The sequence below is a fragment of the Halosimplex yunnanense genome (assembly GCF_054504345.1).
Map to the genome: position 1 here is coordinate 321,898 of NZ_JBTJEL010000036.1, position 21,561 is coordinate 343,458.

The window sequence follows — 21,561 nt, forward strand, 5'->3', positions numbered from 1 at the left end:
TTGCGAAAATCACTGGCTAAACCGCCGCAGCGCGAGATCACTTTCGTACGGCGTCCTGAAAATTCGGAACAATTGTTTGTTTATTCGGGACGGTGTACCGTCTTTCGGCCGGGTCGGTTTCGAGAAATTGGCTCTCTGAGAGCCTGTCGATAGTAATCGATAGAGAACAGCTATTCGAGAGTGTCCGATAATACTGGACAGATGACGAAGCCGTTCGAAAGACAAAATCCCGCGACGAGACGTCAATTCGGGAGCGGGGCTCCCGGGGTTCGCGGTGAGGGCGTTACGTGTTCAGGTAGACGGTCTTGATCTCGGTGAAGAAGTCGAGACCGGCGTCGCCCTGCTCGCGGTAGGTGTTGGTCGAGGAGTCTTTCTTGCCGCCGAAGGGCACGTGGAGTTCGAGCCCGGTGGTCTTCTCGTTGACCTTCGCGACGCCGGCTTCGGTCTGCTCGATGAACTCGTGTGCCTCTTCGAGGTCGGTCGTCACGACCGACGAGGAGAGACCGAACTGGCTGTCGTTGGCGGCCTCGATGGCCTCGTCGAAGTCCTCGACTTCGGTCACGGCAAGGACCGGACCGAAGACCTCCTCCTGGAAGATGCGCATGTCACGCTCGACGTCCGTGAAGACGGCGGGCGTGACGTAGTAGCCGTTCTCGTACTCGTCACCTTCGGGGCGCTCGCCGCCCGTCTTGTGGGTAGCGCCCTCGTTCGCGGCGACGTCGACGTATTCGAGCGTGGACTCGAGTTCGCTCTGGGTGACGTGGGGGGCCATGCCGGGGTCCTCCAGACCGGGGCCGATGTCCAGGGACTCGGCGTACTCGACGATGCCCTCGACGAACTCGTCGTAGACGTCCGTGTGGACGATGGCGCGGGAACAGGCGGTACAGGCCTGCCCGGTCACGCCGAACGCGCCGGCGCCGACGATGTCGACCGCCTCGTCGACGTCCGCGCTGTCCGTGATGATGGCCGGGTTCTTGCCGCCCATCTCGGCCTGCGCGCGGGCCATGTTGTCCGTCGCAGCGTCGTAGACGTGGTGGCCGACCTCGGAGCTGCCGGTGAACGAGACGGCGTCGATACCGTCGTTCGAGGTCAGTTCGGCGCCGACGTCGCTGCCGGAGCCGGGGACGAAGTTGATGACGCCGTCCGGAAGGCCGGCCTCTTCGAGGGCCTCGACGAGGCTAGCGGCCGGACCGGGGGCTGCCGAGGCGGGCTTGATGACGATCGAGTTACCCGTCGCCAGCGCGGGCGCGATCTTCCACGCGGGGATGGCGATGGGGTAGTTCCACGGCGTGACGAGCCCGGCGACGCCGAGCGGCTCGCGCTTCGTGTAGACCGACGTGCGACCGCCGCTCGGACCCTTGCGCTTGCCGGCGTTGTCCGCGGCCTTCTCGGCGTAGTAGTAGAAGATGTCGATGGCGCGCTGGACCTCGCCCGCGGCCGAGGAAAGCGGCTTACCTTCCTCGCGGGTGAGCTGTTCGGTCAGTTCGTCTTTCTGTTCCTCCAGCAGCTTCCCCGTCTCGCGAAGGATCGAGCCGCGGTCAGGAGCGGGCATCGCCTCCCAGTCGGCCTGGGCCTCGTTCGCGGCGTCGATCGCCTTCTGGGCGTCCGCGGTGGAGCCCTTGGCGTACTCGGCGACCGTCTCTGTCGTATCCGCGGGATTCTCGACTGCGAAGGTGTCCCCGCTTTCGGCGGACACCCACTCGCCGTCGATGTACAGGTTCGTGGTCTCTGTCATGCACATAGACGGTTGTCTGGTGAGCACTTACGAGTTTTCATACAGGCGATGTTGGGCCGTTTTCGTTGACTCGGTTCCGGGTTCACGTTTCGTCGGAACCGACCTGAAGGATGTGGGAAACTTTATAGAGGTTACGTTGGGAGATGTAGCCATGGTCGATTTCGACTCGATTAGCGACCCGAACGCTGAGTATACGATGCGGGACCTCTCAGCGGAGACGATGGGCGTTTCGAAGGAACGTGGCGGCGTCCGCGATGCCGAGATCACCGACGTCCAGACGACGATGGTCGACGGCAACTACCCGTGGATCCTCGTCCGCGTCTACACGGACGCCGGCGTCGTCGGCACCGGCGAGTCCTACTGGGGCGGCGGCGACACCGCCATCATCGAGCGGATGAAGCCGTTCATCGTCGGCGAGAACCCCCTCGACATCGACCGCCTCTACGAGCACATGATCCAGAAGATGTCCGGCGAGGGCTCCATCTCCGGGAAGGTCATCTCCGCCATCTCCGGCATCGAGATCGCCCTGCACGACGTCGCGGGCAAACTCGTCGACCTCCCGGCCTACCAGTTGCTGGGGGGCAAGTACCGCGACGACGTTCGCGTCTACTGCGACCTCCACACCGAGGACGAGGCCGACCCGCAGGCCTGCGCCGAGGAAGCCGACCGCGTCGTCTCGGAACTGGGCTACGACGCCATCAAGTTCGACCTCGACGTCCCCTCGGGTCACGAGAAGGACCGCGCCAACCGCCACATGCGCGCCCCGGAGATCGAACACAAGGCCGAGATCGTCGAGGCGACCACCGAAGCCGTCGGCGACCGAGCCGACGTGGCCTTCGACTGTCACTGGTCGTACACCACCGGCAGCGCGAAACGGCTCGCCAAGCGCCTCGAAGAGTACGACGTCTGGTGGCTCGAAGACGTCGTCCCGCCGGAGAACCACGACGCCCAGCGCGAGGTCACGCAGTCGACCGCCACGCCGCTGGCGACCGGCGAGAACGTCTACCGGACCCACGGCAACCGCGACCTCATCGAGAACGAGGCCATCGACATCATCGCCCCCGACATCCCGCGCGTCGGCGGTCTGCGCGAGGGACAGAAGATCGCCAACATGGCGGACATGTACTACATCCCCGTCGCAATGCACAACGTCTCCTCGCCCATCGGGACGATGGCGTCCGCGCAGCTCGCGGCGACCATCCCCAACTCGCTGGCCGTCGAGTACCACTCCTACGAACTCGGCTGGTGGGAGGACCTGGTCGAAGAGGACGACCTCATCGAAGAGGGGTACATGGAGATCCCCGAGGAGCCCGGCCTCGGCCTGACCCTCGACCTCGACGCCGTCGAAGAGAACATGGTCGAAGGCGAGACGCTGTTCGACGCGTCTCCCTGAACCGCGTCGAACCGGCGGACCTTCGGTCCGACTCGTTCGACGAGGCGTAATCCGCACTCGAAGCGGTTTTTCCACTCGACCGTACCGGGGAACAGGCCCAGTGTGGTTGCGCTGCTGATTCTCTCGCGTTGTCGCGCCGTCCGTTCCACATTCTCTCCCCCGGAACAGCGTTTCGAATCGGTCCGAATTTGTGTCGCTCTCAGAGCCACTCTCGACACCGATCTCCGGTCGTCCGTATTCCCGCTCGGTCCGCGACGACGGGGGCCTACATAACTAACCGCGTCGACCCTGATCGTTTCAGAATCTGAAACGATGTCGCGCCCGATTCCACTTATACAGGGCGGGCACTCGATTCTGGTTTCGTCCCAGTGTGAGGAGTCCGGTATCGATTCCCGGATTGAGAACGGCGGTTCTATCGAACAGAACAGGTAAGTGACCCGCTGTGGATACACGGGTATGGAACAGCCGAAGCACCCAGTAACGACTGTCGACAGGACGTTGCAGATCGTCGAGATAATACAGGAACTCGACGGGGCGGGCGTCTCGGAGATCGCCGAGCGGGTCGACGTGGGCAAGAGCGCGGTCCACAACCACCTCAACACGCTCGCGAACCGCGAGTACGTCGTGAAGGAGGGCGAGGAGTACCACATCGGCCTCGCATTCCTCGGGCTCGGCGCGTACGCCCGCCAGCGCAACGAGATCTTCGACGCCGCGCACAAGGAAGTCGACAACCTCGCCGACGAGACGGGCGAGCTGGTCAACCTACTCGTGGAGAAAAACGGGATGGGCATCTACCTCTACCAGTCGCAAGGAGAGAACGCCGTCGACCTGGACACCTACGAGGGCAAGCGCGTCCGCCTCCACTGCACCGGCCTCGGGAAAGCCATCCTCGGCTTCCGCCCGGAAGACGAAGTCACCGACATCCTCGACGAGCGCGGAATGCCCGCCGAGACGGAACACACGATCACCGACCGTGGCGCGTTCTTCGACGAACTCGCGGATATCAACGATCAGGGCTACGCCGTCGACGAGGAGGAGCGACTCAACGGACTGCGCTGCGTCGCGGCCCCTATCACCGACGACGACGACCGCGCTATCGCCGCTATCAGCGTCTCCTGTCCCGTCCACCGCGTGGACGACGACCGCTTCTACGAGGACCTCAGACAGGCCGTCCTCGGCGCTGCGAACGTCGTCGAACTCGAACACAATTACTCCTAGCCACCTTTTTGGCGGAGGGGTGGGCAAACCGCGCCCACCCCTCCGCCAAAAAGATGGGGCAAAAAGGCCGAATTCGCGCGGGGCGCGAATTCGGTGAACCGGCGCCTGTGGCGCCGGATGCTGGAACTGCGAACCGCTGACTGCTGGTTTAGATACGCCGACACTGAAATAGAGAAATCGGCCGAGGTGAGCGATTCACCGGCCGCAGAGCCGCGACGCGACCGGCTTTTTGGCCTTACATCATGCCGCCCATACCGCCGCCCATGCCGCCGGCGCCGCCGGGCGGGCCGCCTGCGCCGTCTTCCTCGTCGTCGCCGACGGAGAGGTCACCGGCGGAGATGACGTCGTCGATGCGGACGATCATCGTCGCCGCGTCGACGGCGGAGTCGACGGCCGTCGTCTTCACGCGAAGCGGTTCGACGACGCCGTCCTCGAACATCTCGACGAGTTCGCCCGTGTCCGCGTCGATGCCGACGTTCACGTCGCCGCCGTCGTGACGCGCGGTCATGTCGACCAGCGCGTCGATAGCGTCGTGACCGGCGTTCTCCGCGAGCGTCCGCGGGCCGTCCTCGAAGGCCTCGGCGAAGGCCTCGACGGCCAGCTGCTCGCGCCCCTCGACGGAGTCGGCCTCCTCGCGTAGCGCGAGCGACGCCTCGATCTCCGGTGCGCCGCCGCCGGGCAGGACCGCGCCGTCCTCGATGGCCGCCGAGACGACGCCGACGCTGTCGATGACCGCGCGCTCGACCTCGTCGAGGACGTGCTCGGTCCCGGCGCGGAGCACGATGGTCCCGACGCCCTCGGTGGGGAGGTCGCTGAAGACCGTCGTGCTCTCGTGGTCGGCCTGCCGGCGGACGGTCTTGTCGCGGATGACCCGCTCGCTGACGCTGCCGGCGAAGCCGAGGTGCTCCTCGGAGAGCAGGTCGAGGTCGCCGACCTGCTCGGCGCCCGTGGCCTCGGCGAGTCGCGCGCGCTTGTCGTCGTCGACGCGACGGTAGGCCGTGATGCCTTCCTTCGCGAGGCGCTCGGCGGCGAACTCGTCGATGCCGCCGTCGGCGACGACGATGTCCGCGCCGGCTTCGACGATGCGGTCGACCATGTCGGCCAGCTCGGACTGCTCGCGCTCGACGAAGCCCTGCAGTTCGTCCATGTTGCCGACGCTGGCCTCGGCGCCAACCTCCGTCTCCGAGACCTCGATGGCGCCCTCGTAGACGAGGACGTTCGCGTCCTCGTGCTCGCGGGACATGTTCTGGCTGACCGGCTCGATGTCGAAGAGGATGCCGTCGACGAACTCCGAGTCCTCGATGGAGCCGCCGTAGAACTGGCGGACGACGACCGAGTCCTGGTCGACGGTCCCGTCGTCGCGGACCGCGGCCCGGACCGCGGAGACGACCATCGAGGAGAGCAGGTCCTTCGCGGACTCGGCGCCCTTGCCCGTCATCGCGGTGCCGGCGACCTGTTCGAGGACGTCCTCGTCGTCGGGGTCGACCTCGGTCGCCATGTCTTCGAACACGTCGACGACCGCCTCGGCCGCGTGGCGGTAGCCCGCGACGATCGAGGTCGGGTGGATGTCCTGTTCGAGCAGGTCCTCGGCGTTCGAGAGAAGCGCACCGGCGAGGATCACGGCGGAGGTCGTTCCGTCGCCGACCTCGGCCTCCTGGGTCGTCGCGACGTCGATCACCATGTCGGCGGCGGGGTGGTCGACGTCCATCTCTTCGAGGAGCGTCACGCCGTTGTTCGTCACGACGACGTTACCGCCCTGGTCGACGAGCATCTTGTCCATCCCGCGCGGCCCGAGCGTCGTGCGGATCGTCTCCGCGACCGCTCGGCCCGCCTCGAGGTTCATCGACCGGGCGTCCTCGCCCGACGTGCGCTGCGATTCGTCGGACAGGACCACCATCGGTCCGTCGGCCATCTGTCGTGCCATGTGTGCTCACAACCGCGTCTGGCGGAAATAAGATTTGCTTTCCGAACGCACCCTCGCCGCGCTCAGAGCGCGACTCACGAGCGACAGGCGGCCGTATGGTCACCGAGAGCGATTCGAACGTCGACAAAAAGGACGTGTCGCGGTCAGTCGCCGAAGCTCGATTCGGACTCGGTGCCGTACTCGTCGTCGGGCCCGGCCAGTTCCTCGCTGTTCCAGTACTCGTGGGTTTCGAGCGCGCGGAAGCAGGCCGCGTCGGACTCGCCGGCCGTGTCGTACAGTCCCGGCTCCTCGCGCGTGCAGACCTCGCGGGCCTCCGGACAGCGCGTATGGAACTTACAGCCCGAGGGCGGGTCCTCGGGGTCGGGCACGTCCACCTCGCGGATCGGCGGGTCCTCCTGGATGCGCTCGCGCGCCAGATCCGGGTCGACGGTCGGCGTCGACCACTTGAGGACCTTCGTGTACGGGTGGGTCGGGTTGTTCAGGATCTCTTCGGGCGGTCCGATCTCGACGATCTCACCGAGGTACATGATGGCGATACGGCCGCCGGCGCGCTTGGCGAGATAGCGGGCGTTCGCCAGGTCGTGGCTGATGAAGATGTAGGACGTGTCGAAGGTGTCCTGCAGGTCGAGGATGAGGTCCATCATGCCGACCCGCAGGCTCACGTCGAGCGCGGAGATGGCCTCGTCGGCGAGGATGACGTCCGGGTTCATCAGCAGGGCCCGGCCGAGCGCGACCCGCTGTTGCTCGCCGCCGGAGAGCTGGTGCGGGTAGCGCTCGGCGTAGTCCTCGGGCGGCATCATGTCCACGTACTCCAGATAGCGGTGGATGGTGTCCTCGCGCTCTTTGGGGCCGAGTTCGGTGCGCCACTTCTTCAGCGGGTCCGAGAGGATCGCCTTGACCCGCCGCGAGGAGTTCAGCGCGTTGGCCGGGTCCTGGTGGATGATCTGCATCGCCCGGCGGATCTCGTTGAACTCCACCTCCGCGTCGCGGGGGTTCTCCTTGGCGTCCCAGATGTCCTGGCCGCGGTAGGAGACGGTCCCCTCGGTGGGCTTTTCCAGCCCGACCGCGGTCTTGCCGAGCGTCGTCTTCCCGCAGCCCGACTCGCCGACGAGGACGACGATGTCGTTCTCGTAGAGGTCGAAGCTGACGCCGTCGACCGCGCGGACCTTCTTGTCGGTGAGCGCGCGCTTGACGACGCCGCCGGGCTTGTAGTGGACCTTCACGTCCTCGACCGACAGGATCGGTTCGTCGCGCTGTTCGTCGGTCCCGTCCTCGCCCGTGACTTCGTCGGGCGTGATGTCGTCCGCCGTGGGTTCGTCTGTGCTCATAGGTTACTCCTCCGTCCCGTGGTCGAGCGTGTACGATAGTTCGTCCCGGGCCTGGTCCGTGTAGAAACACGCCGCCTGGTGGTCCTCGTCGACCGAGACGAGCCCCGGGTCCTCGATCTCACACCGGTCGTCGGCGATCGGACACCGCGGGTGGAACGAACAGCCGGTCGGGATGTTCACCGGGTCCGGCCGCGCCCCCTCGATCGGTCGCATGTCGTCGATGTCCGAGTCGATGCTCGGCACCGACCGGAGCAAGGCGCGCGTGTACGGGTGTGCAGCGTCTTTCAGCAGCGAGCGGGTCTCGCCGACCTCGATGAACTCGAAGGCGTACATGACGCCGATGCGGTCCGAGAGCCCGGCGACCAGCGGCAGGTCGTGCGTGATGAACACGATGGTCAGCTCGAACTCGTCGCGCAGCTCGCGCAGCATCGAGATGATCGATCGCTGCATGAGCAGGTCGAGCGCGGCGGTCGGCTCGTCCATCACGAGCACTTCCGGTTCGAGGACGAGCGCGAGCGCGATGAGCGCCCGCTGTTTCATCCCGCCCGACAGCTCGTGGGGGTAGGAGTTCATCACGCGGTCGGGGTCGAGGTGCAGCGCCTCGAAGAGGTCGTAGACGTGCTCCATGCGCTCCTCGAGGACCGCGTTGTGGGCCTGGATGGTCTCGTGGAAGTGCCCCTTGATCTTCATCGTGGGGTTGAACGAGTTCATCGCGCCCTGGAACACCATCGAGACCTCCTCCCAGCGGAACGACTGGAGTTCGCTGCTGTCCATCTCCAGCACGTCGATGGAGTCGTCGCCGACGGCGTCGTAGTCGCCGATCTGATCGGTGCTCGGCGTGCCGTCGGTGTCGTCCTCGCGAGGGTAGTAGGTCACGTCGCCCGAGAGATGGCCGGGGTCCTCGACCGCGTCCATCAGGGCCGCGGCGAACATCGACTTGCCCGACCCGGACTCGCCGACGATGGCGAGGATCTCCTCCCGGCGGACGTCCATGTCGACGTCGTTGAGCACCCACGCCTGCCCGCGGGACATACCGAACTGCACTCGCGCGTTCCGTACTTCCATGACGATGTCTTCGTCGGCATCGTCGGCCTCGTCGTCTGCCGTCTGGTTCTGTTGTCCGATAGCCATGTCAGTTCACCTCCGTCCGTCGAGCGGGTCCGGCCATTAGAGACCACCCGCGTCTTCCTGTTCGTCTTCCGGCACCGTCTCCGAGTGGCGGGCCAGCAGGCGGGGGTTGAACACGCGGTCCAGCCCCTGCGAGAAGAGGATGAGCGAGAAGCTCATTCCCGAGATCGCCACCAGCGGGAAGAACAGCCAGTGGCCCGCCCGCCCGGGCGCGGCCACGGCGTTGCCCTGCTCGTAGGCCTGCTGCATCATGACGCCCCAGTTCAGCGAGCTGAAGGGGAGGACGCCGATGAAATACAGCGCGACGGACTGGAAGATGACCGCCACCGCCGCGCCCGCCGCCGAGATGAGCACGAACGGCGCGACCTTGGGGACCAGTTCCTGGCCGACGATGGTCGGCGTCGACAGCCCGATCGACCGCGCCGCCTCGACGAAGTCCTCGTCGCGCAGGGCGAGCACCTGCGACCGCAACTGCCTCGCCAGTCCCGGCCACTGGTCGATCGCGATGATCGTCCCGACGATGAACGGGTTCTCTGGCGAGAAGATGGCCGAGAGGACGATGATGAGCGGCAGACCGGGGAGCGTGATGAACACGTCGGCCATCGTCATCAGCATCGTGTCGATGACGCCGCCCTTGTAGCCGGCGATCATGCCGACCAGCACCGCCACGCCGACGGAGAAGACGACGCCCGCGAGCGCCATCTGCATCATCGCCGGCGTCGAGTGGACGATGGACTTGAAGATGCCTTTCCCGAGGCCGTCCGTCCCGAGGGGCATCGTCCAGTCGACGAACGGCTTGAGGTAATACGGCCCCTCGTTGAGTTGGGGCTGGGGCGTGAGCCAGACGCCGACCGTCCCGAGTAGCAGGTAGAAGACGACGCCCACGCCGCCGATGCGAGTGCGCCAGTCGCTCCAGGCGACTCGGAACGGCGTCGCGACGTAGAAGTCGAACGCGCGTCGGGCGCGCTCGGCCGGCGGCGTCCGCCGCCGCTCGGCTTCCTCGTCGGTACCGAAGATGCTCTCCTGAGTCACGCCGCCGTCGCTTTTCGGTGTTTTCTCGGACATCGTTAGTAACTCTCCCTCGAGGCGCCGGTCCCCGCCCGCGGGTCGATGAGCCCGTAGGTCAGGTCAGCGATCAGGATGGCCGTGACCGTGATCCCCGAGAAGAACACGAACGCGGCCATCACGAGCGGATAGTCCTGGTTGGTCACTGCTTCGAGCATGAACCAGCCCACCCCGTGGTACTGGAAGATGCGCTCGGTGATGACGCTCGAGCTGAACATGCCGGAGATGCCGAGCATGAAGCCGGTGTAGATGGGGAGGATCGAGTTACGGGTCAGATAGCGGCTGAGGATGCGGTTCGTGCTCAGTCCGCGCAGGCGTGCCGACCGCAGGTAGTCCGCGCCGATGACGCGGACCGACAGCGCTCGCATCCCGATCGCTCCGCCGGCGAAGCCGACCACGAAGTTCGACAGGATCGGCAACGCGGCGTGCTGGGTGACCCCGATCATGAACTCGAGGTTGAATCCGGGATCGGCCGCCGGGGGCGCGCGCCCGCCGGTCGGGAAGATACCCCACTGGAAGGCCAGTACGGAGAGCATCACGATCGCCGCCACGTAGTAGGGGATCGACCGCATGACGATCACGAACACGGTCAGTCCGGAGTCGATCTTCGTCCCCTCGTGCCAGGCCATGAACACCCCGACCGCGATGGTCGCGGTGAACCCGAACAGCAGCCCGTAGACGCTCAGGAAGATCGACCACGGCATCCCGCGAAAGAGGATGTCGAAGACGGGGTCCTGGAACATGATGGACTCGCCGAAGTCCTGGTGCAGGACGATGTCGCGCAGCCACTCGTAGAACGCGACCGGGATCGGCTTGTCGGGGTTGATCCCCGTCAGCTGCTCGGCCATCTGCGCGATTTCCTGCTGGTCGACCTGGTCGTCCCGCTGTTGCATCTCCTGGATGCGATCGGCCATCAGGGCCTGCACCGGCCCACCCGGGACGAGTCGATACAACGCGAACGTGATGAACATCCCCAGAAGGAACGTCACGATCGCTTGCGCGAACCGACGTATGTAATAGTTCATACTGTGTGTTGGTGTCTCACAATCTCTTAATACTTCCGTCAGAGCGCGGTGACCGCGCTGTAGACGACGTACAGCGCGTACCCCGCCGCCGGGACCGCCGCGACCTTGTACGCCTCGTCGACCGTCAGGTCGCGGACGTCCTTGATCGCGTAAGCGGCGATGTACCCGGCCCACACCGCGAACAGCACCCCGGCCAGCGTCGCTGCGACGACCACCATCTCGCCAGCCGGCTGCGACCAGACGGCCCGGGCGACGTCGTTGGCCAGCCGCGAGGAGGGCGCCACGGATTCAGGGTCGATGTCCATGGTGACCGAGTAGTACACCATCGCGGCCGTATGGATGACATTCGCGAACAGGAACGGGACCAGCGCCCAGGCGGCCCGCTTCATCGCGAGGTAGGTCGTCCCGATGGTCGTGTACAGCCAGCCGACCAGATACGTCCCCATGCCGTACCAGATCCACACCAGGAAGGCGCCGATCAGCGGTTCGAGGATGCGCTGCTGGAGCTGGAACCTGACGTCCTGGTTGATGACGACCGCCTGGCTCCCGTCGAACTGGGGGATCAACTCCTGCAGGACGAGGTAGTTACCGATCGCGCCGACGACGCCGACGACGAGGACGAGCGCGAGCTCGGACTTGAGTCCCCGGCTCCCGATGTACTCGTCGTAGAACCGTTCCGGGTCCGTGAGCAGCGACCGGTACAGCCCCAGCGTTCGGCTGAGGTACGAGCCCGGGTTCCGAACTGCGTTTGAAACTCCCATTGTAGTCCTCCGGAGTAACTTAGGCCGGCGCCTCGATGGTCGGGACCGGGATCTCCTCGAGGACGTCCGCGACGATCTCCGATTTGTCGACGTCGTTGACCTGCGACTCCGCGGTCAGGCCCAGGCGGTGGGCGATGACCGGCTGGGAGACGGTCTTGACGTCGTCGGGCGTGACGTAGTTGCGGCCCTCGATGACCGCCTGCGCACGTGCGGTCTCGTAGAGGCGCTGGGTACCACGGGGACTCATCCCCGTCTCGACGCGGTGGTCGTCGCGGGTGGCCCGCGAGACGGCCGCGATGTACTCCAGCATGTCCTCGGTGACGGTGACCGTGTCCGGCACCGCCTGCAGGTCCATCACGCGCTGGTGGTCCAGCACCTGCCCGACCGTCGGCGTCGTCGACGTCCGGTCGTTGCGGCGTCGCAGCAGTTCGACTTCCCCGTCCACGTCGGGGTAGCCGATGGAGGACTTGACGTTGAACCGGTCGATCTGCGCCTCGGGCAGCGGGAACGTCCCCTCCTGCTCGACGGGGTTCTGCGTCGCGATGACGAAGAACGGCTCGGGCAGCTGACGGGTGTCGCCCTCGGTGGTGACCTGCCCCTCGCCCATCGCTTCGAGCAGCGCCGCCTGCGTCTTCGGCGGGGCGCGGTTGATCTCGTCGGCGAGGACGATGTTGGCGAAGATAGGACCCTTGTTGAACTCGAACTCACCCTCCTGTTCGTTGTAGATGTACGTCCCCGTGACGTCGTTGGGGAGCAGGTCGGGCGTAAACTGAATCCGGGAGAACGACAGCCCCAGCGCCGTGGCGAAACTGTTCGCCGTCAGCGTCTTCCCCGTCCCGGGGACGTCCTCCAGCAGGACGTGCCCCTTCGAAAGCAACCCCACTAGCACGGTCTCCAGGAACTCCTCCTCGATGATGACCGACGACTGGATCTCGTCGATCACCGCATCCAACTCGTCGCTGGCTTCCTGGATGGATAGGTCGGTCTGTGCCATGGTAAGATAGCCCGCGCTTCTCCTCTTAATACTGACGGTGTTCGAGCGCCGGGAACCGCGAAAAACTGAATGAACGTCCGATCCGGCGGGTTACTGGCGGATCGACCAGATCAGGAACAGCGCCGCCAGCAACAGCAGCGCCAGCGCCGGGATCGTCAGCGCGGCGCCCGCGGGGACGAGATAGATCCCGTAGGCGACGCCGGCCGCGACGACGCCGACGAAGACGGTCGCCGCCGCGTGGACGGACTCGCCGCGCTGGGTGTCGGTCTGGTCCGAGAGCTGTCGGCCGACGCTGAAGGCGTTCGACCCGAGGTCGAACGAGACGATCGTCGCCAGCGTCGCCAGCAGCAGTATCTCCGGGACGTCCGCGAAGAAGCCGCAGACGACGACGGCGACGAAGACGATCGCGGTGCCGGCGACGGTCAGGCGCTCGGACTCGAAGACGAACAGGCCGGCGGCGACGCCGGCCAGTCCGAAGAGTCCGACCGGCGCCGACAGCGGTGCGAACACGGCGGTGGCAAGCACTGCCACCAGCGCGGCCGCGACCGCGACGATGCTGCTGAACCGCGCCGGCGAATGCGTTACCTCGACCGCTGCGCTGTCGTCGGATGTCTCGAAGCTCATTATGCCCACCTCGTCTGTGCCTTCTGGATCTCGAGCGAGAGTCGCTCGTCGGGGTCCCAGTCGAGCACGCGGATGCCCCGTTCGCGGAGATACCGGACCCGCGCCGTCCGTTCGATGCGCGTGAGCCGCTGGCCGACCGTCTCGTCGACGGTCACGTCGGGACTGATGACGGTGACCAGGTGGCCCTCGGAGTCGAGTCTGCGCGCCACTTCCGCCGCGTAGTCGTCCGCCAGCGGCGAGAAGAGGAAGATCTGTGACGTGCTCGGCAGGCGCCGACGCACGTGCGTCATCGGGTCGATGTACTGACTCTCGTGGTCCTGCCGCTCGGGCGGCCGGGGCGACAGTGCCGGGTGCTGGGCGAAGAGGACGCGAGCGTTCTCGAGGTGCTCGCTCCCGGCGCCGGGCGCGTACCAGCACGGCACCGTGTCGAACGCCGCGACGCCGACGAGGTTGCCCTGGTCGTATAGCGCGCCGAACACGTCGCTGGCGGCGTGGACCGAGTGGTCGACCGCGTGCGGTTCGTCGGGGCCCGCCGAGATGTAGGAGCTCTGGCGGGTGTCGAACAGGATGGTGACCGTCGCGGCCTTCTCCTGCCGGAAGTCGATCGTCGCGAGTTCGCCCGTGTTCGCGACCTGCTTCCAGTTGATGCGGTTCATCGGGTCGCCGGGGCGGTAGTCGCGCACGGAGTAGAACTCCAGACCCGAACCGCCCTGCTTGGTGTCGACGTCGCCGGCGTACTGGGTCGTCTGGGCACGCACGGGCACGTCGTTGGTGACACGCAGCGGCGGGACGATGCGCATCTGCGCGTCGGGGGTAACGAGCGAAGTGCGCTCGACGCCCCCGCTGAAGTCGCGGGCGACGACCAGCAGCGGCCACTCGTACTCGCCGCGCTCGACGCGAACGGTGTACTCGATCTGGGCCTGCGCGCCGGCCTGCAGCGCGGTGTGCAGGCGCGGGACGCCGTCGGTGACGACGAACGCGTCCGGCACGGCGTCGACCAGCCGCAGGTCCGGGAGGATCGACCCGCTCTCGTTGCGGACCGTGAGCGTCACCTCGACGAGGTCGCCAGGCTCCGGGTCCTCGACGTCGAACTCGCGCTCGACGACCAGCCCTTCCGTGCGGGGGACCGCGGAAACGCGAGCGTAGATAGTGTATGCCACGCCGACGGTGCCGGCGAGCATCAGGCCGGGGGTGAACGTGACCGTCCCGATGCCGACCGCGACCAGCGCGAACGCCGTCACGCCCAGCCAGCGGTTGGTGTGCTGCAGCGAGACGTCCTCGAAGGGCTCGCTCGTCCGGAACGTCGGAATCGAGGAGTCGGCCTCGTTCCAGTTGGACTCGACGGCGTCGTCCTCGTCGTCGCCGCCGGCCGAGCGGCCGAGCAGGCGGTCGAGGAACGAGCGGTCGTCCTCGGTGTCGACCTCGACCGAGTGGCTGACGTCGACGTCGCCGACCCGGATGAGTTCCTCGACCGTCTCGCGGAACTGGTTCTCGAAGGCCGCCACGTCGTCGGTGCCCGACAGCAGGGACCCCGACAGGCCGGCTTCCTCGGCGGCGGTGCGCTCGCCCTGGAAGAAGGCGGCCGCCTGCTCGTTGTCGGTCCACTCGCCGGCGTCGAGGATCCGTCGGGCCTCCTCGACCGAGCAGTCCTCGCGGTTGCGGACGACCGCGACGGCGAGGTTCTCCAGCCGGTCTTCGAGGTGCTCGCGGTTCTCGTTGACCCCCTGTCGGAGGTGGGTCATCTCGTAGAGCATCCGGTCGACGTCCTCGCCGGGCATCGGGTTGCCGGCGGGTCGCTCGGGGTCGGGCGTGACCGTCTCCTCGACCTCGCCCTTCAGGCGCCGGCGGGCGACGCCGAAGCCGGTCACGGCGCCCAGCGCGCCGATGCCGAAGATGACCTCGTTCCCGAACGGGAGCGCGCTCCCGGCGCCGGGGACGACGATCAGCGCCATCGCGCCCACGAACAGGAGAGCGCCGATGGCGATCAGCAGCCGGTTGAGGAGCTCCTCAATATCCATCGTCGCCCTCCGTGCCGTCCGCGCCGACGTTCGAACTCCGTCCGCCGGCGCCGCCGTACTCGTCTTCGATGTTCCGGAAGACGTCGATGGCGAGTTGCTCGCGGCTCTCGGCGTCGCGCTTGCCGTAGCGGACTTCCTCGAACAGTCGGGTCAGCTCGCGCACGTCGTCCTCCCCCAGTCCGACGTCGATCGCCGCCTCGGCGAACTCGCCGGGCGTCGCGCTGTCGGGGTTGGGCACGTCGAGCATGCTCGTCATCTCCCACCACGCGCGGTAGACCTCGTTGTCGACGTCGGCGTTGTGCTCTTCGAGGCGGTCGGCGGCCCGGCCGGCCGCGGCGGCCAGGTCCATCACGTCCGTCTCGTCCCCCTCCTCGTCCGCTTCGGGTTCCATCGTGGTGATGTTCTGGTCGCCGGAGGCGCGCATCAGGACGGCGGCCGTCGCCACCAGGATGACGCCGAAGACGCCGAGGATGGCGGCCGGCGGGACGTCCATCCCCGCGAGCGGGGACTGCGTCGCGTTGGCGACGCCACCGACGGTCGTCTGGTTGCCGACGCCCGGACCGCCGACTGTCGCACAGTCGGTCCCGAGGAAGTACGCGAGCAACACCGGCGGCGCGAGCGCGTACAGCCCGAGGAACGCGGCGCCGAACGAGTACCGGCGCTTGATCAGGAACACGGCCATTCCGGCGGCGCCGAAGTACAGCAGTCCGCCGTACCAGTTCGACAGCGGTTCGATGCAGGTCGTGTACTGGACCGCCTGGTTGCCGGGGTTCCGCGAACTCCGGTTTATCGGGTTGCCGCCTCCGGAGTTGTCACCACCGCCACCTCCACCTTGATTGTTCTGGGGGGCATCCCCAGGGTTCTGCGGAGCTTCCCCACCACCAGGATCCCCAGTGTCGACGGTCGCCGTGATCGTCGCGGCGCCGACCGCGATGGCAGCCATCGCGACGAGCCCGATCACGACGAATCGGAGGGCGTCCTGTGACACATAATCATCCATACTACGAGTTGTACGATCCACAGTATATGTTTTTTCCGCTTGTCTCGAAGCTGGACGGAGGACCCACGGGCGAAATGCGTCCGAGGCGGCCGTCTCACCAGCGGACGCTCGAGCGGGGGAGAACGGTTGGCAAACCCCGTGAAGTCCGCGTTCGCACTGTCAGCGGGCTGACGGCGTTCGTCTCACTGACGGAGGCCTTATACTGCGCGGTCCGCTATCCTCGCGCCGATGAACACAGGCGAGGACGGGTGCGGGGACGACCGCGAGGGGTGGACGCGCCGTGGGTACCTCGCCGCGCTCGGTGCCGGGGGCGCCGTCGGGTCGCTCGCCGGCTGCACGGAGACCAACGACATCGTGGACTCGCCGGAGGTGTTCGGCTACCAGTTCCCCTACGATTCCGAGACCACGCACGTCGGCCCGTGGTCGACGTCCGACCCGGCCGGATTCTACCCGCTCATCTACGAAGCCAGGTCCTACGCGGCACCCGCGGAGGAGCGGCAGCTCGGCGACGTCGTCGAGTCGGTCGCCGTCGACGGGTCGACCGCGACTGTCACCTACGCCGAGGGGTTCTCGTGGTGGTCCGGGAAGCCGGTGACCGCACGGGACACGTGGGTCCAGCGGTCGATTCAGTCGCACGTCTCCACCCAGTCGGGGCCGTCCGTCGAACTCGTCGACGAGTACACGCTCCGCTACGAGTTCGAGCAGCCGCTGGATCGGCCGCTCGTCCTCTCGGAGGTCGTCAGCGGCGCGGTGCGGACGCCGGTCGAGTACTACGAACCGTGGCTCGACCGCCTCCGCGCGGCGACGACCGACGACCGGACCGAGGAGGTCGTCGAGAACATGCGGACGGACAGCCCCGGCCTCCAGACCATCGTCGACGAGGGACTGGGTTGCGGTCCCTACGAACTGACGGAGGTGTCGATCAACCGGCTCATGCTAGAGCGATTCGAGGACCACCCGCGGGCCGAGGCGATCTCGATCCCGCGGCTCTGGCTGCCGGTCGTCCAGGAGGTCTCGATCGAGAACCTGATCAAGAAGGGATGGCTCGACGGCGGATCGGGGATGCTCGCCGACGAACGGGGGTCACCGGCCGACAACCTCGAACAGATCGCCCGCTACCGGACGACCTCGGGGGTGAAACTCGTCCTCGACTGGCGGAACGAGCACCTCGCCCGACGGGGCGTTCGCCGGGCGATCCTCGCGGCCGTCCCGATCGACAACATCGTCGACGTGACCGGATGGGGCGAACCCGCGGAGCGACACACGGGGCTCGCCGCGCCCGCGGAGCAGCGCTGGCTCCCCTCGTCCGTTCGCGAGTCGCTCCACGAGTACCCGGTCGCGAGCGATACCGACCGCGCGGCCGAGTACATGCGTGCGGCCGGGTACACGCGAGATAACAACGATATGTGGTACGACCCGGACGGCCGCCGGGCGCGGGTCACGTTCGGCTCACCGGTGTGGGACGACTACGTCTCCGCCGGCACCGTCGTCTCGTCGGCGCTCGAGGCGTTCGGCTTCGACGTCTCGGTCGACCGCGTCCCGAACACCCGGATCCACTACGACGTCACGAACCACACCTACGACGTCTTGCTCTGGAACTTCGACGGCCGGCCGTACAGCGCCTACGACGTGACCAGCGACGGCGCGACATCGATCGGCTACGGCGTGTCCGACCCGTCGACGACCACGTCGAGCCAGGGCAAACCAGTCGAGGTCCGCGTCCCGAAGACGCCGGGCACTATCGAGGCGCCCGACAGCGAGCGGCGGACGGTCAACCTGGTCGACTGCTGGCGGACGATCCGGCGGCCGACCGACCGGTCGACGACCGTCGACGCCGTCACGACGTTCGCAACATGGTGGAACGACACGCTCCCGGACATCTCGCTGGCCACGGAGACCACCGGCCTCTGGGGGAACACCCGCGACTTCGAGTGGCCGACTCACGAATCCGATTCAGTATATGGAACGGCCGGTCCAGCTGGAAACCCCGTATTTCACATGCTGAAACACGGGGCGATCGATCCGGCGACCGACGGGGGCGACGGATCGGGATAACAGTGTTCGTCCGCCCGGTCGATTGACAGAGACCACGGGGCCGGGGGTCGGGAGAGCGAACTGTCAGTGGGGACCACGGATGGACAGTGACGGTCGCGACCGACGGGAGTTCGACCGCACTACTGTGGCGGTTCGAAGTCCGTGTCGGTGCTCGCCTGGGCGATGCCGCCGAGGACCAGCACGTCCTCGATGCCGAACGACCGCTCGTAGTCGAACGCGCGAGCGTTCGCGTCCGGCCAGTCGAAGTCGCGCACGTTGCCGTACGCGCCGGTCAGGTACTGGTGGAACGGGAAGTGCGGGACGTAGAAGTTGTAGTACTTCGCGCACGTCCGGTAGAGTTCCTGGATCTCCTCCTCGGAGTTGCCGGGCCTGCGGATGTCGGTGACCAACTCGACGAGGTTGACCTCGGTCGCGTTGTCGAGATCGGGGGCCTTCCCCGCCTCGTCGGGAGCCTCGATGGTGCCCGGTTCGTCGGGGATCTGCTGGACGTTCGGTTTCCCCTGCGTGTCGAACTCGTCGTCGGGGTCGGCCTCGGCGGGGTCCTCCGCGGTCGGGCTGCCGGCGACGAGCGTCTCGTCCCACCACGCGCCGCGGTCGCGGTAGTACTGGAAGATGTAGGGGTCGCCGTGCCAGAAGATCGTCGCGTCGTAGTTGAGCCCGCCGTTCGGATCGATGTTGCTCTGCCAGGTCGAGTTCTGTAGCGAGCTGAGGTTGACGCCGAAGCCCCACTTGGCGAGATTCGCCTTGATCGTCTGGCCCGCCTTGACGTGGGCCTGGATGTTCGAGGTGGCAGTGATGTCGATCGAGGCCGAGTTACCATCGGGACTGACCCACTCGCCGCCCTGCCTCGAGTAGCCGGCCCGCTGCATGTAGCGGGTCGCTCGCTCCTTGTTCGACGACCGCGAGTAGGTGTGGAGCTGGTCGAGGAAGTCCTCGGAGAAGTGCCGCTCCGCCTGGGCGTCGAGCAGGAAGGTGTCGTGTTCGAGCACTTGCGAGCCTTCCTGGCCCCAGCCGTTGGCGCTCACGGCGTTCCAGTCGATGGCCTCGACGAGCGCGCGACGGACCCAGAGGTTCTGGAGGTGTTCGTTGTGCCAGTTGAGCTTCCACATGTCACCGCCCGTCGCGCGCAGCCAGCGGGTGAACTCCTGGACGTGGTCCGGCAGCGCGTCCCGGGTCATCGTCCCGCCCGGCGTGATGGCGCCGTCGCTGATGTCGAGCCGGCCTTCGGTCATCAGCGTGGTCCTCCGGTCGCCTTCCGCCCAGTAGAGCGCGAGTTTGTCGACGTTCGTGTGCTGGGCGTTGGGATGGTCCTTGTCGAGTCGCAGGACTATCCGCTCCGAGCCGACGTCGTCCATCGATTTGAGCACGTACGGGCCCGACCCTGCGAGCATCTCGTCGGTGCCGCCGTTCAGCGCTATCCGATCCAGGCTGATCCGGTCGCTCGTCAGGTCGTCGGTGATGGCGCTGACCTCGTCTTCCGTCCCGGCGTCCTGGTAGCGCTCCAGGTACGGTTCAGTGAAGTCGGGATGGATCGGCGGGTTCCCGTCGGTCGGGCCCGCTTCCGACTCGAGGATCGGCCGGCTCGCCGGGTCGGGCTCCTGAGCCGAAACGTCGCCCTTGTCGTTCCAGAGGTGGGCCGTCCACTGGTCCTCGGCCTCCTGATTGAACGTCGCGTCCTCGGTGAACTTGTTTCCGTTCTGGAAGAAGTGGACGTGGTTGTGTATCACCCGGGCCTCGGCGTCGTAGGGGTCGCCGTTCCAGTAGGTCGAGCGGTCGTCGTGGTAATCACGCCAGTCGAACGGGGGTTCGACCTCGTAATCCTCGACCCACGTCATGATCTCGACCTCCTCGTGGTCGGGCTTGTGCGGCGTCGGAACGGTCGTCCCGCTGTAGGAGTTCTCCGTCGTGTGAACGTTCCGCAGCCCGTGAAGTTCGGACATCCACAGGTCCCCGGCGGTGTTGTCCTGGGGCGGCCACGGGTTCCAGTTGAACACGTCGGGAGAGTTCGGAACCGCGTAGGCGATGGTGTCGGTGACCGTCTCCCCGCCGCTCTCGGTGTCGGTCCCCTGACCCTCCGTCTCGGATCCTCCTTCGGTCTCGCCGTCGCCACCCGAGGTCGGCGTCGACGTCGGCGTTCCCGTGTTCCCCGCACCGCTACCGTCTCCGCTGTCGCTCGGACAGCCTGCCAGGCCGGCGACTCCCATTCCAGCCAGTATCTGCGCGTACCGGCGTCGCGATAACTCCTTGCCACGGATGCTGTCAAGCTTCCGCATACCACATTCTTTTGCGACGGGTATTTAAAAATAATTATAATTTTCTTATGATTGGGAAAAGAACCAATCTCGGACTGGATCGCAGATGGGGATTATCGTCGGATAAAGGCCGTCTACCGACTGTGAATCGATCCTGCACATTCTTTCATGTGTACGCCGGGCGCGCCCGCGCAAGCGGAAGTTTGAAATACATGTGTGAAACAGTCTATCTCACATGAGGCAGGCTATCGAACGAGCCAACCAGGAAGCGAGTGGGGCGCAAGCGTACGTGCTGGCGCTGTATTACTTCGTGACGGGGAACGTCTCGCTGATGATCATCCTGATGGGAGTCGCGTCGATCGTCCTCGGCGCGACGTTCGTCAACGGGACGCCGGCCATCGTCATCGGCGGAGAGGGCGGGTTCATCTCGCTGCTGAACGGCATCCCGGAGGGCGAGCGAGCCTTCGGGTCCGTGGACGGACTCGTCCTCGCCCACAAGGTACTCGCGGGGATGATGGGTATCTTCGGCACCACCCTGATCATCCTCGGGGGGACCATTTACGGGTTCTTCGTCGCGAACAACCTGTACGCCCGGGCCACCTCGTCGGCCTGAACCCTCCTCCGCTTTCTCGGATTCGTCCCGACTCCCGTAGTGGCGTCACCGCCCGGTAGCGCGTCAGCGTCACGAAACGCCTTCTATGAGGGACGGGTGGTCGGCGGATCCTCTCGCTTCACTCGCCCTGCTGGCTACAGAACCACAGCGCGCCCCCGCTCGCGAGGGCGAACGCGCTGCTGCCGACGACGTTCAGGGTCGCGACGACGAACAGCGAGGAGTCATGGTCGACGACGAAGAGGTACGGCACCTGCAGCAGCAGGAACACCACGGCGATCGTGAACACGCCGAGGATCTTCCGGGACTGGTCGCAGAGTGCTTCCACCGCTTTCTCCCGGCCGCTCTTCCCGTCGGCCGACTCACTCACGACCGGACACCCCCACGACGGCCACCGCCTGTCTGCGCATACCACCCGATCAGCGGTCTCC

General features: G+C 66.4%; 17 protein-coding genes. 4 read left to right on the forward strand and 13 right to left on the reverse strand.

From position 1 onward, the window contains the following. Nucleotides 1-283: 283 nt before the first annotated feature. Entirely contained in the window at nt 284-1,735 is a 1,452-nt protein-coding gene (gene xacF, locus AB2U09_RS17755; RefSeq protein ID WP_459194065.1) for a 2,5-dioxovalerate dehydrogenase, read from the reverse strand. A 151-nt stretch (nt 1,736-1,886) separates the two neighbouring features. Between xacF and AB2U09_RS17760 the strand changes: the two genes are divergently transcribed. Together AB2U09_RS17760 and AB2U09_RS17765 are read left to right on the forward strand one after the other, a co-directional pair. After that, the gene (locus tag AB2U09_RS17760; protein WP_459194066.1) at nt 1,887-3,128 is read left to right on the forward strand and encodes a mandelate racemase/muconate lactonizing enzyme family protein; all 1,242 of its coding nucleotides are present in this window, start codon (nt 1,887-1,889) and stop codon (nt 3,126-3,128) included. 456 nt (nt 3,129-3,584) lie between these two features. Then, nucleotides 3,585-4,346, forward strand: coding sequence for an IclR family transcriptional regulator (locus tag AB2U09_RS17765; RefSeq protein WP_459194067.1), 762 nt, complete (start codon nt 3,585-3,587; stop codon nt 4,344-4,346). A gap of 235 nt (nt 4,347-4,581) precedes the next feature. Here AB2U09_RS17765 and thsA read toward each other — a convergent pair whose 3' ends face one another. The 10 genes from thsA to AB2U09_RS17815 form a co-directional block, all read right to left on the reverse strand. Next, nucleotides 4,582-6,258: a thermosome subunit alpha gene (gene thsA / locus AB2U09_RS17770; protein WP_459194279.1), complete on the reverse strand. Its 1,677-nt coding sequence runs from the start codon at nt 6,256-6,258 to the stop codon at nt 4,582-4,584. Nucleotides 6,259-6,413: 155 nt separating this feature from the next. Next, on the reverse strand, nt 6,414-7,598 hold the full coding sequence (locus AB2U09_RS17775) for an ABC transporter ATP-binding protein (RefSeq protein WP_459194068.1): 1,185 nt from the start codon (nt 7,596-7,598) through the stop codon (nt 6,414-6,416). A gap of 3 nt (nt 7,599-7,601) precedes the next feature. Continuing rightward, entirely contained in the window at nt 7,602-8,729 is a 1,128-nt protein-coding gene (locus AB2U09_RS17780) for an ABC transporter ATP-binding protein (protein WP_459194069.1), read from the reverse strand. A 36-nt stretch (nt 8,730-8,765) separates the two neighbouring features. Further along, nucleotides 8,766-9,791, reverse strand: coding sequence for an ABC transporter permease (locus AB2U09_RS17785; RefSeq protein ID WP_459194070.1), 1,026 nt, complete (start codon nt 9,789-9,791; stop codon nt 8,766-8,768). Nucleotides 9,792-9,793: 2 nt separating this feature from the next. Beyond that, a complete protein-coding gene (locus AB2U09_RS17790) occupies nt 9,794-10,816 on the reverse strand; it encodes an ABC transporter permease (RefSeq protein WP_459194071.1) in 1,023 nt (340 codons plus the stop codon). 38 nt (nt 10,817-10,854) lie between these two features. Next, a complete protein-coding gene (locus tag AB2U09_RS17795) occupies nt 10,855-11,577 on the reverse strand; it encodes a YIP1 family protein (RefSeq protein WP_459194072.1) in 723 nt (240 codons plus the stop codon). 19 nt (nt 11,578-11,596) lie between these two features. Continuing rightward, the gene (locus AB2U09_RS17800; RefSeq protein WP_459194073.1) at nt 11,597-12,571 is read right to left on the reverse strand and encodes an AAA family ATPase; all 975 of its coding nucleotides are present in this window, start codon (nt 12,569-12,571) and stop codon (nt 11,597-11,599) included. Between the two features lie 90 nt (nt 12,572-12,661). Continuing rightward, on the reverse strand, nt 12,662-13,195 hold the full coding sequence (locus tag AB2U09_RS17805; protein ID WP_459194074.1) for a DUF7519 family protein: 534 nt from the start codon (nt 13,193-13,195) through the stop codon (nt 12,662-12,664). Continuing rightward, nucleotides 13,195-15,213, reverse strand: a complete 2,019-nt coding sequence (locus AB2U09_RS17810) for a DUF58 domain-containing protein (protein ID WP_459194075.1) — start codon at nt 15,211-15,213, stop codon at nt 13,195-13,197. Before AB2U09_RS17810 ends, AB2U09_RS17805 begins: the two co-directional genes overlap by 1 nt. Continuing rightward, complete coding sequence (locus AB2U09_RS17815; protein ID WP_459194076.1) at nt 15,203-16,213, reverse strand: DUF4129 domain-containing protein; 1,011 nt, start codon at nt 16,211-16,213, stop codon at nt 15,203-15,205. The genes AB2U09_RS17810 and AB2U09_RS17815 overlap by 11 nt, the downstream gene beginning before the upstream one ends. Before the next feature lie 228 nt (nt 16,214-16,441). On the opposite strand from AB2U09_RS17815, the gene AB2U09_RS17820 reads away from it, so the two are divergent. After that, the gene (locus AB2U09_RS17820) at nt 16,442-18,268 is read left to right on the forward strand and encodes an ABC transporter substrate-binding protein (protein WP_459194077.1); all 1,827 of its coding nucleotides are present in this window, start codon (nt 16,442-16,444) and stop codon (nt 18,266-18,268) included. 119 nt (nt 18,269-18,387) lie between these two features. On the opposite strand, the gene AB2U09_RS17825 is transcribed toward AB2U09_RS17820, so the two are convergent. Then, nucleotides 18,388-20,541 carry an ABC transporter substrate-binding protein gene (locus AB2U09_RS17825; RefSeq protein WP_459194078.1) on the reverse strand — a complete coding sequence of 718 codons (2,154 nt, stop codon included), beginning with the start codon at nt 20,539-20,541 and terminating at the stop codon, nt 18,388-18,390. A gap of 214 nt (nt 20,542-20,755) precedes the next feature. On the opposite strand from AB2U09_RS17825, the gene AB2U09_RS17830 reads away from it, so the two are divergent. Further along, a complete protein-coding gene (locus tag AB2U09_RS17830) occupies nt 20,756-21,133 on the forward strand; it encodes a hypothetical protein (RefSeq protein ID WP_459194079.1) in 378 nt (125 codons plus the stop codon). A 118-nt stretch (nt 21,134-21,251) separates the two neighbouring features. Here AB2U09_RS17830 and AB2U09_RS17835 read toward each other — a convergent pair whose 3' ends face one another. Then, complete coding sequence (locus AB2U09_RS17835) at nt 21,252-21,500, reverse strand: hypothetical protein (protein WP_459194080.1); 249 nt, start codon at nt 21,498-21,500, stop codon at nt 21,252-21,254. Nucleotides 21,501-21,561 lie beyond the last annotated feature (61 nt).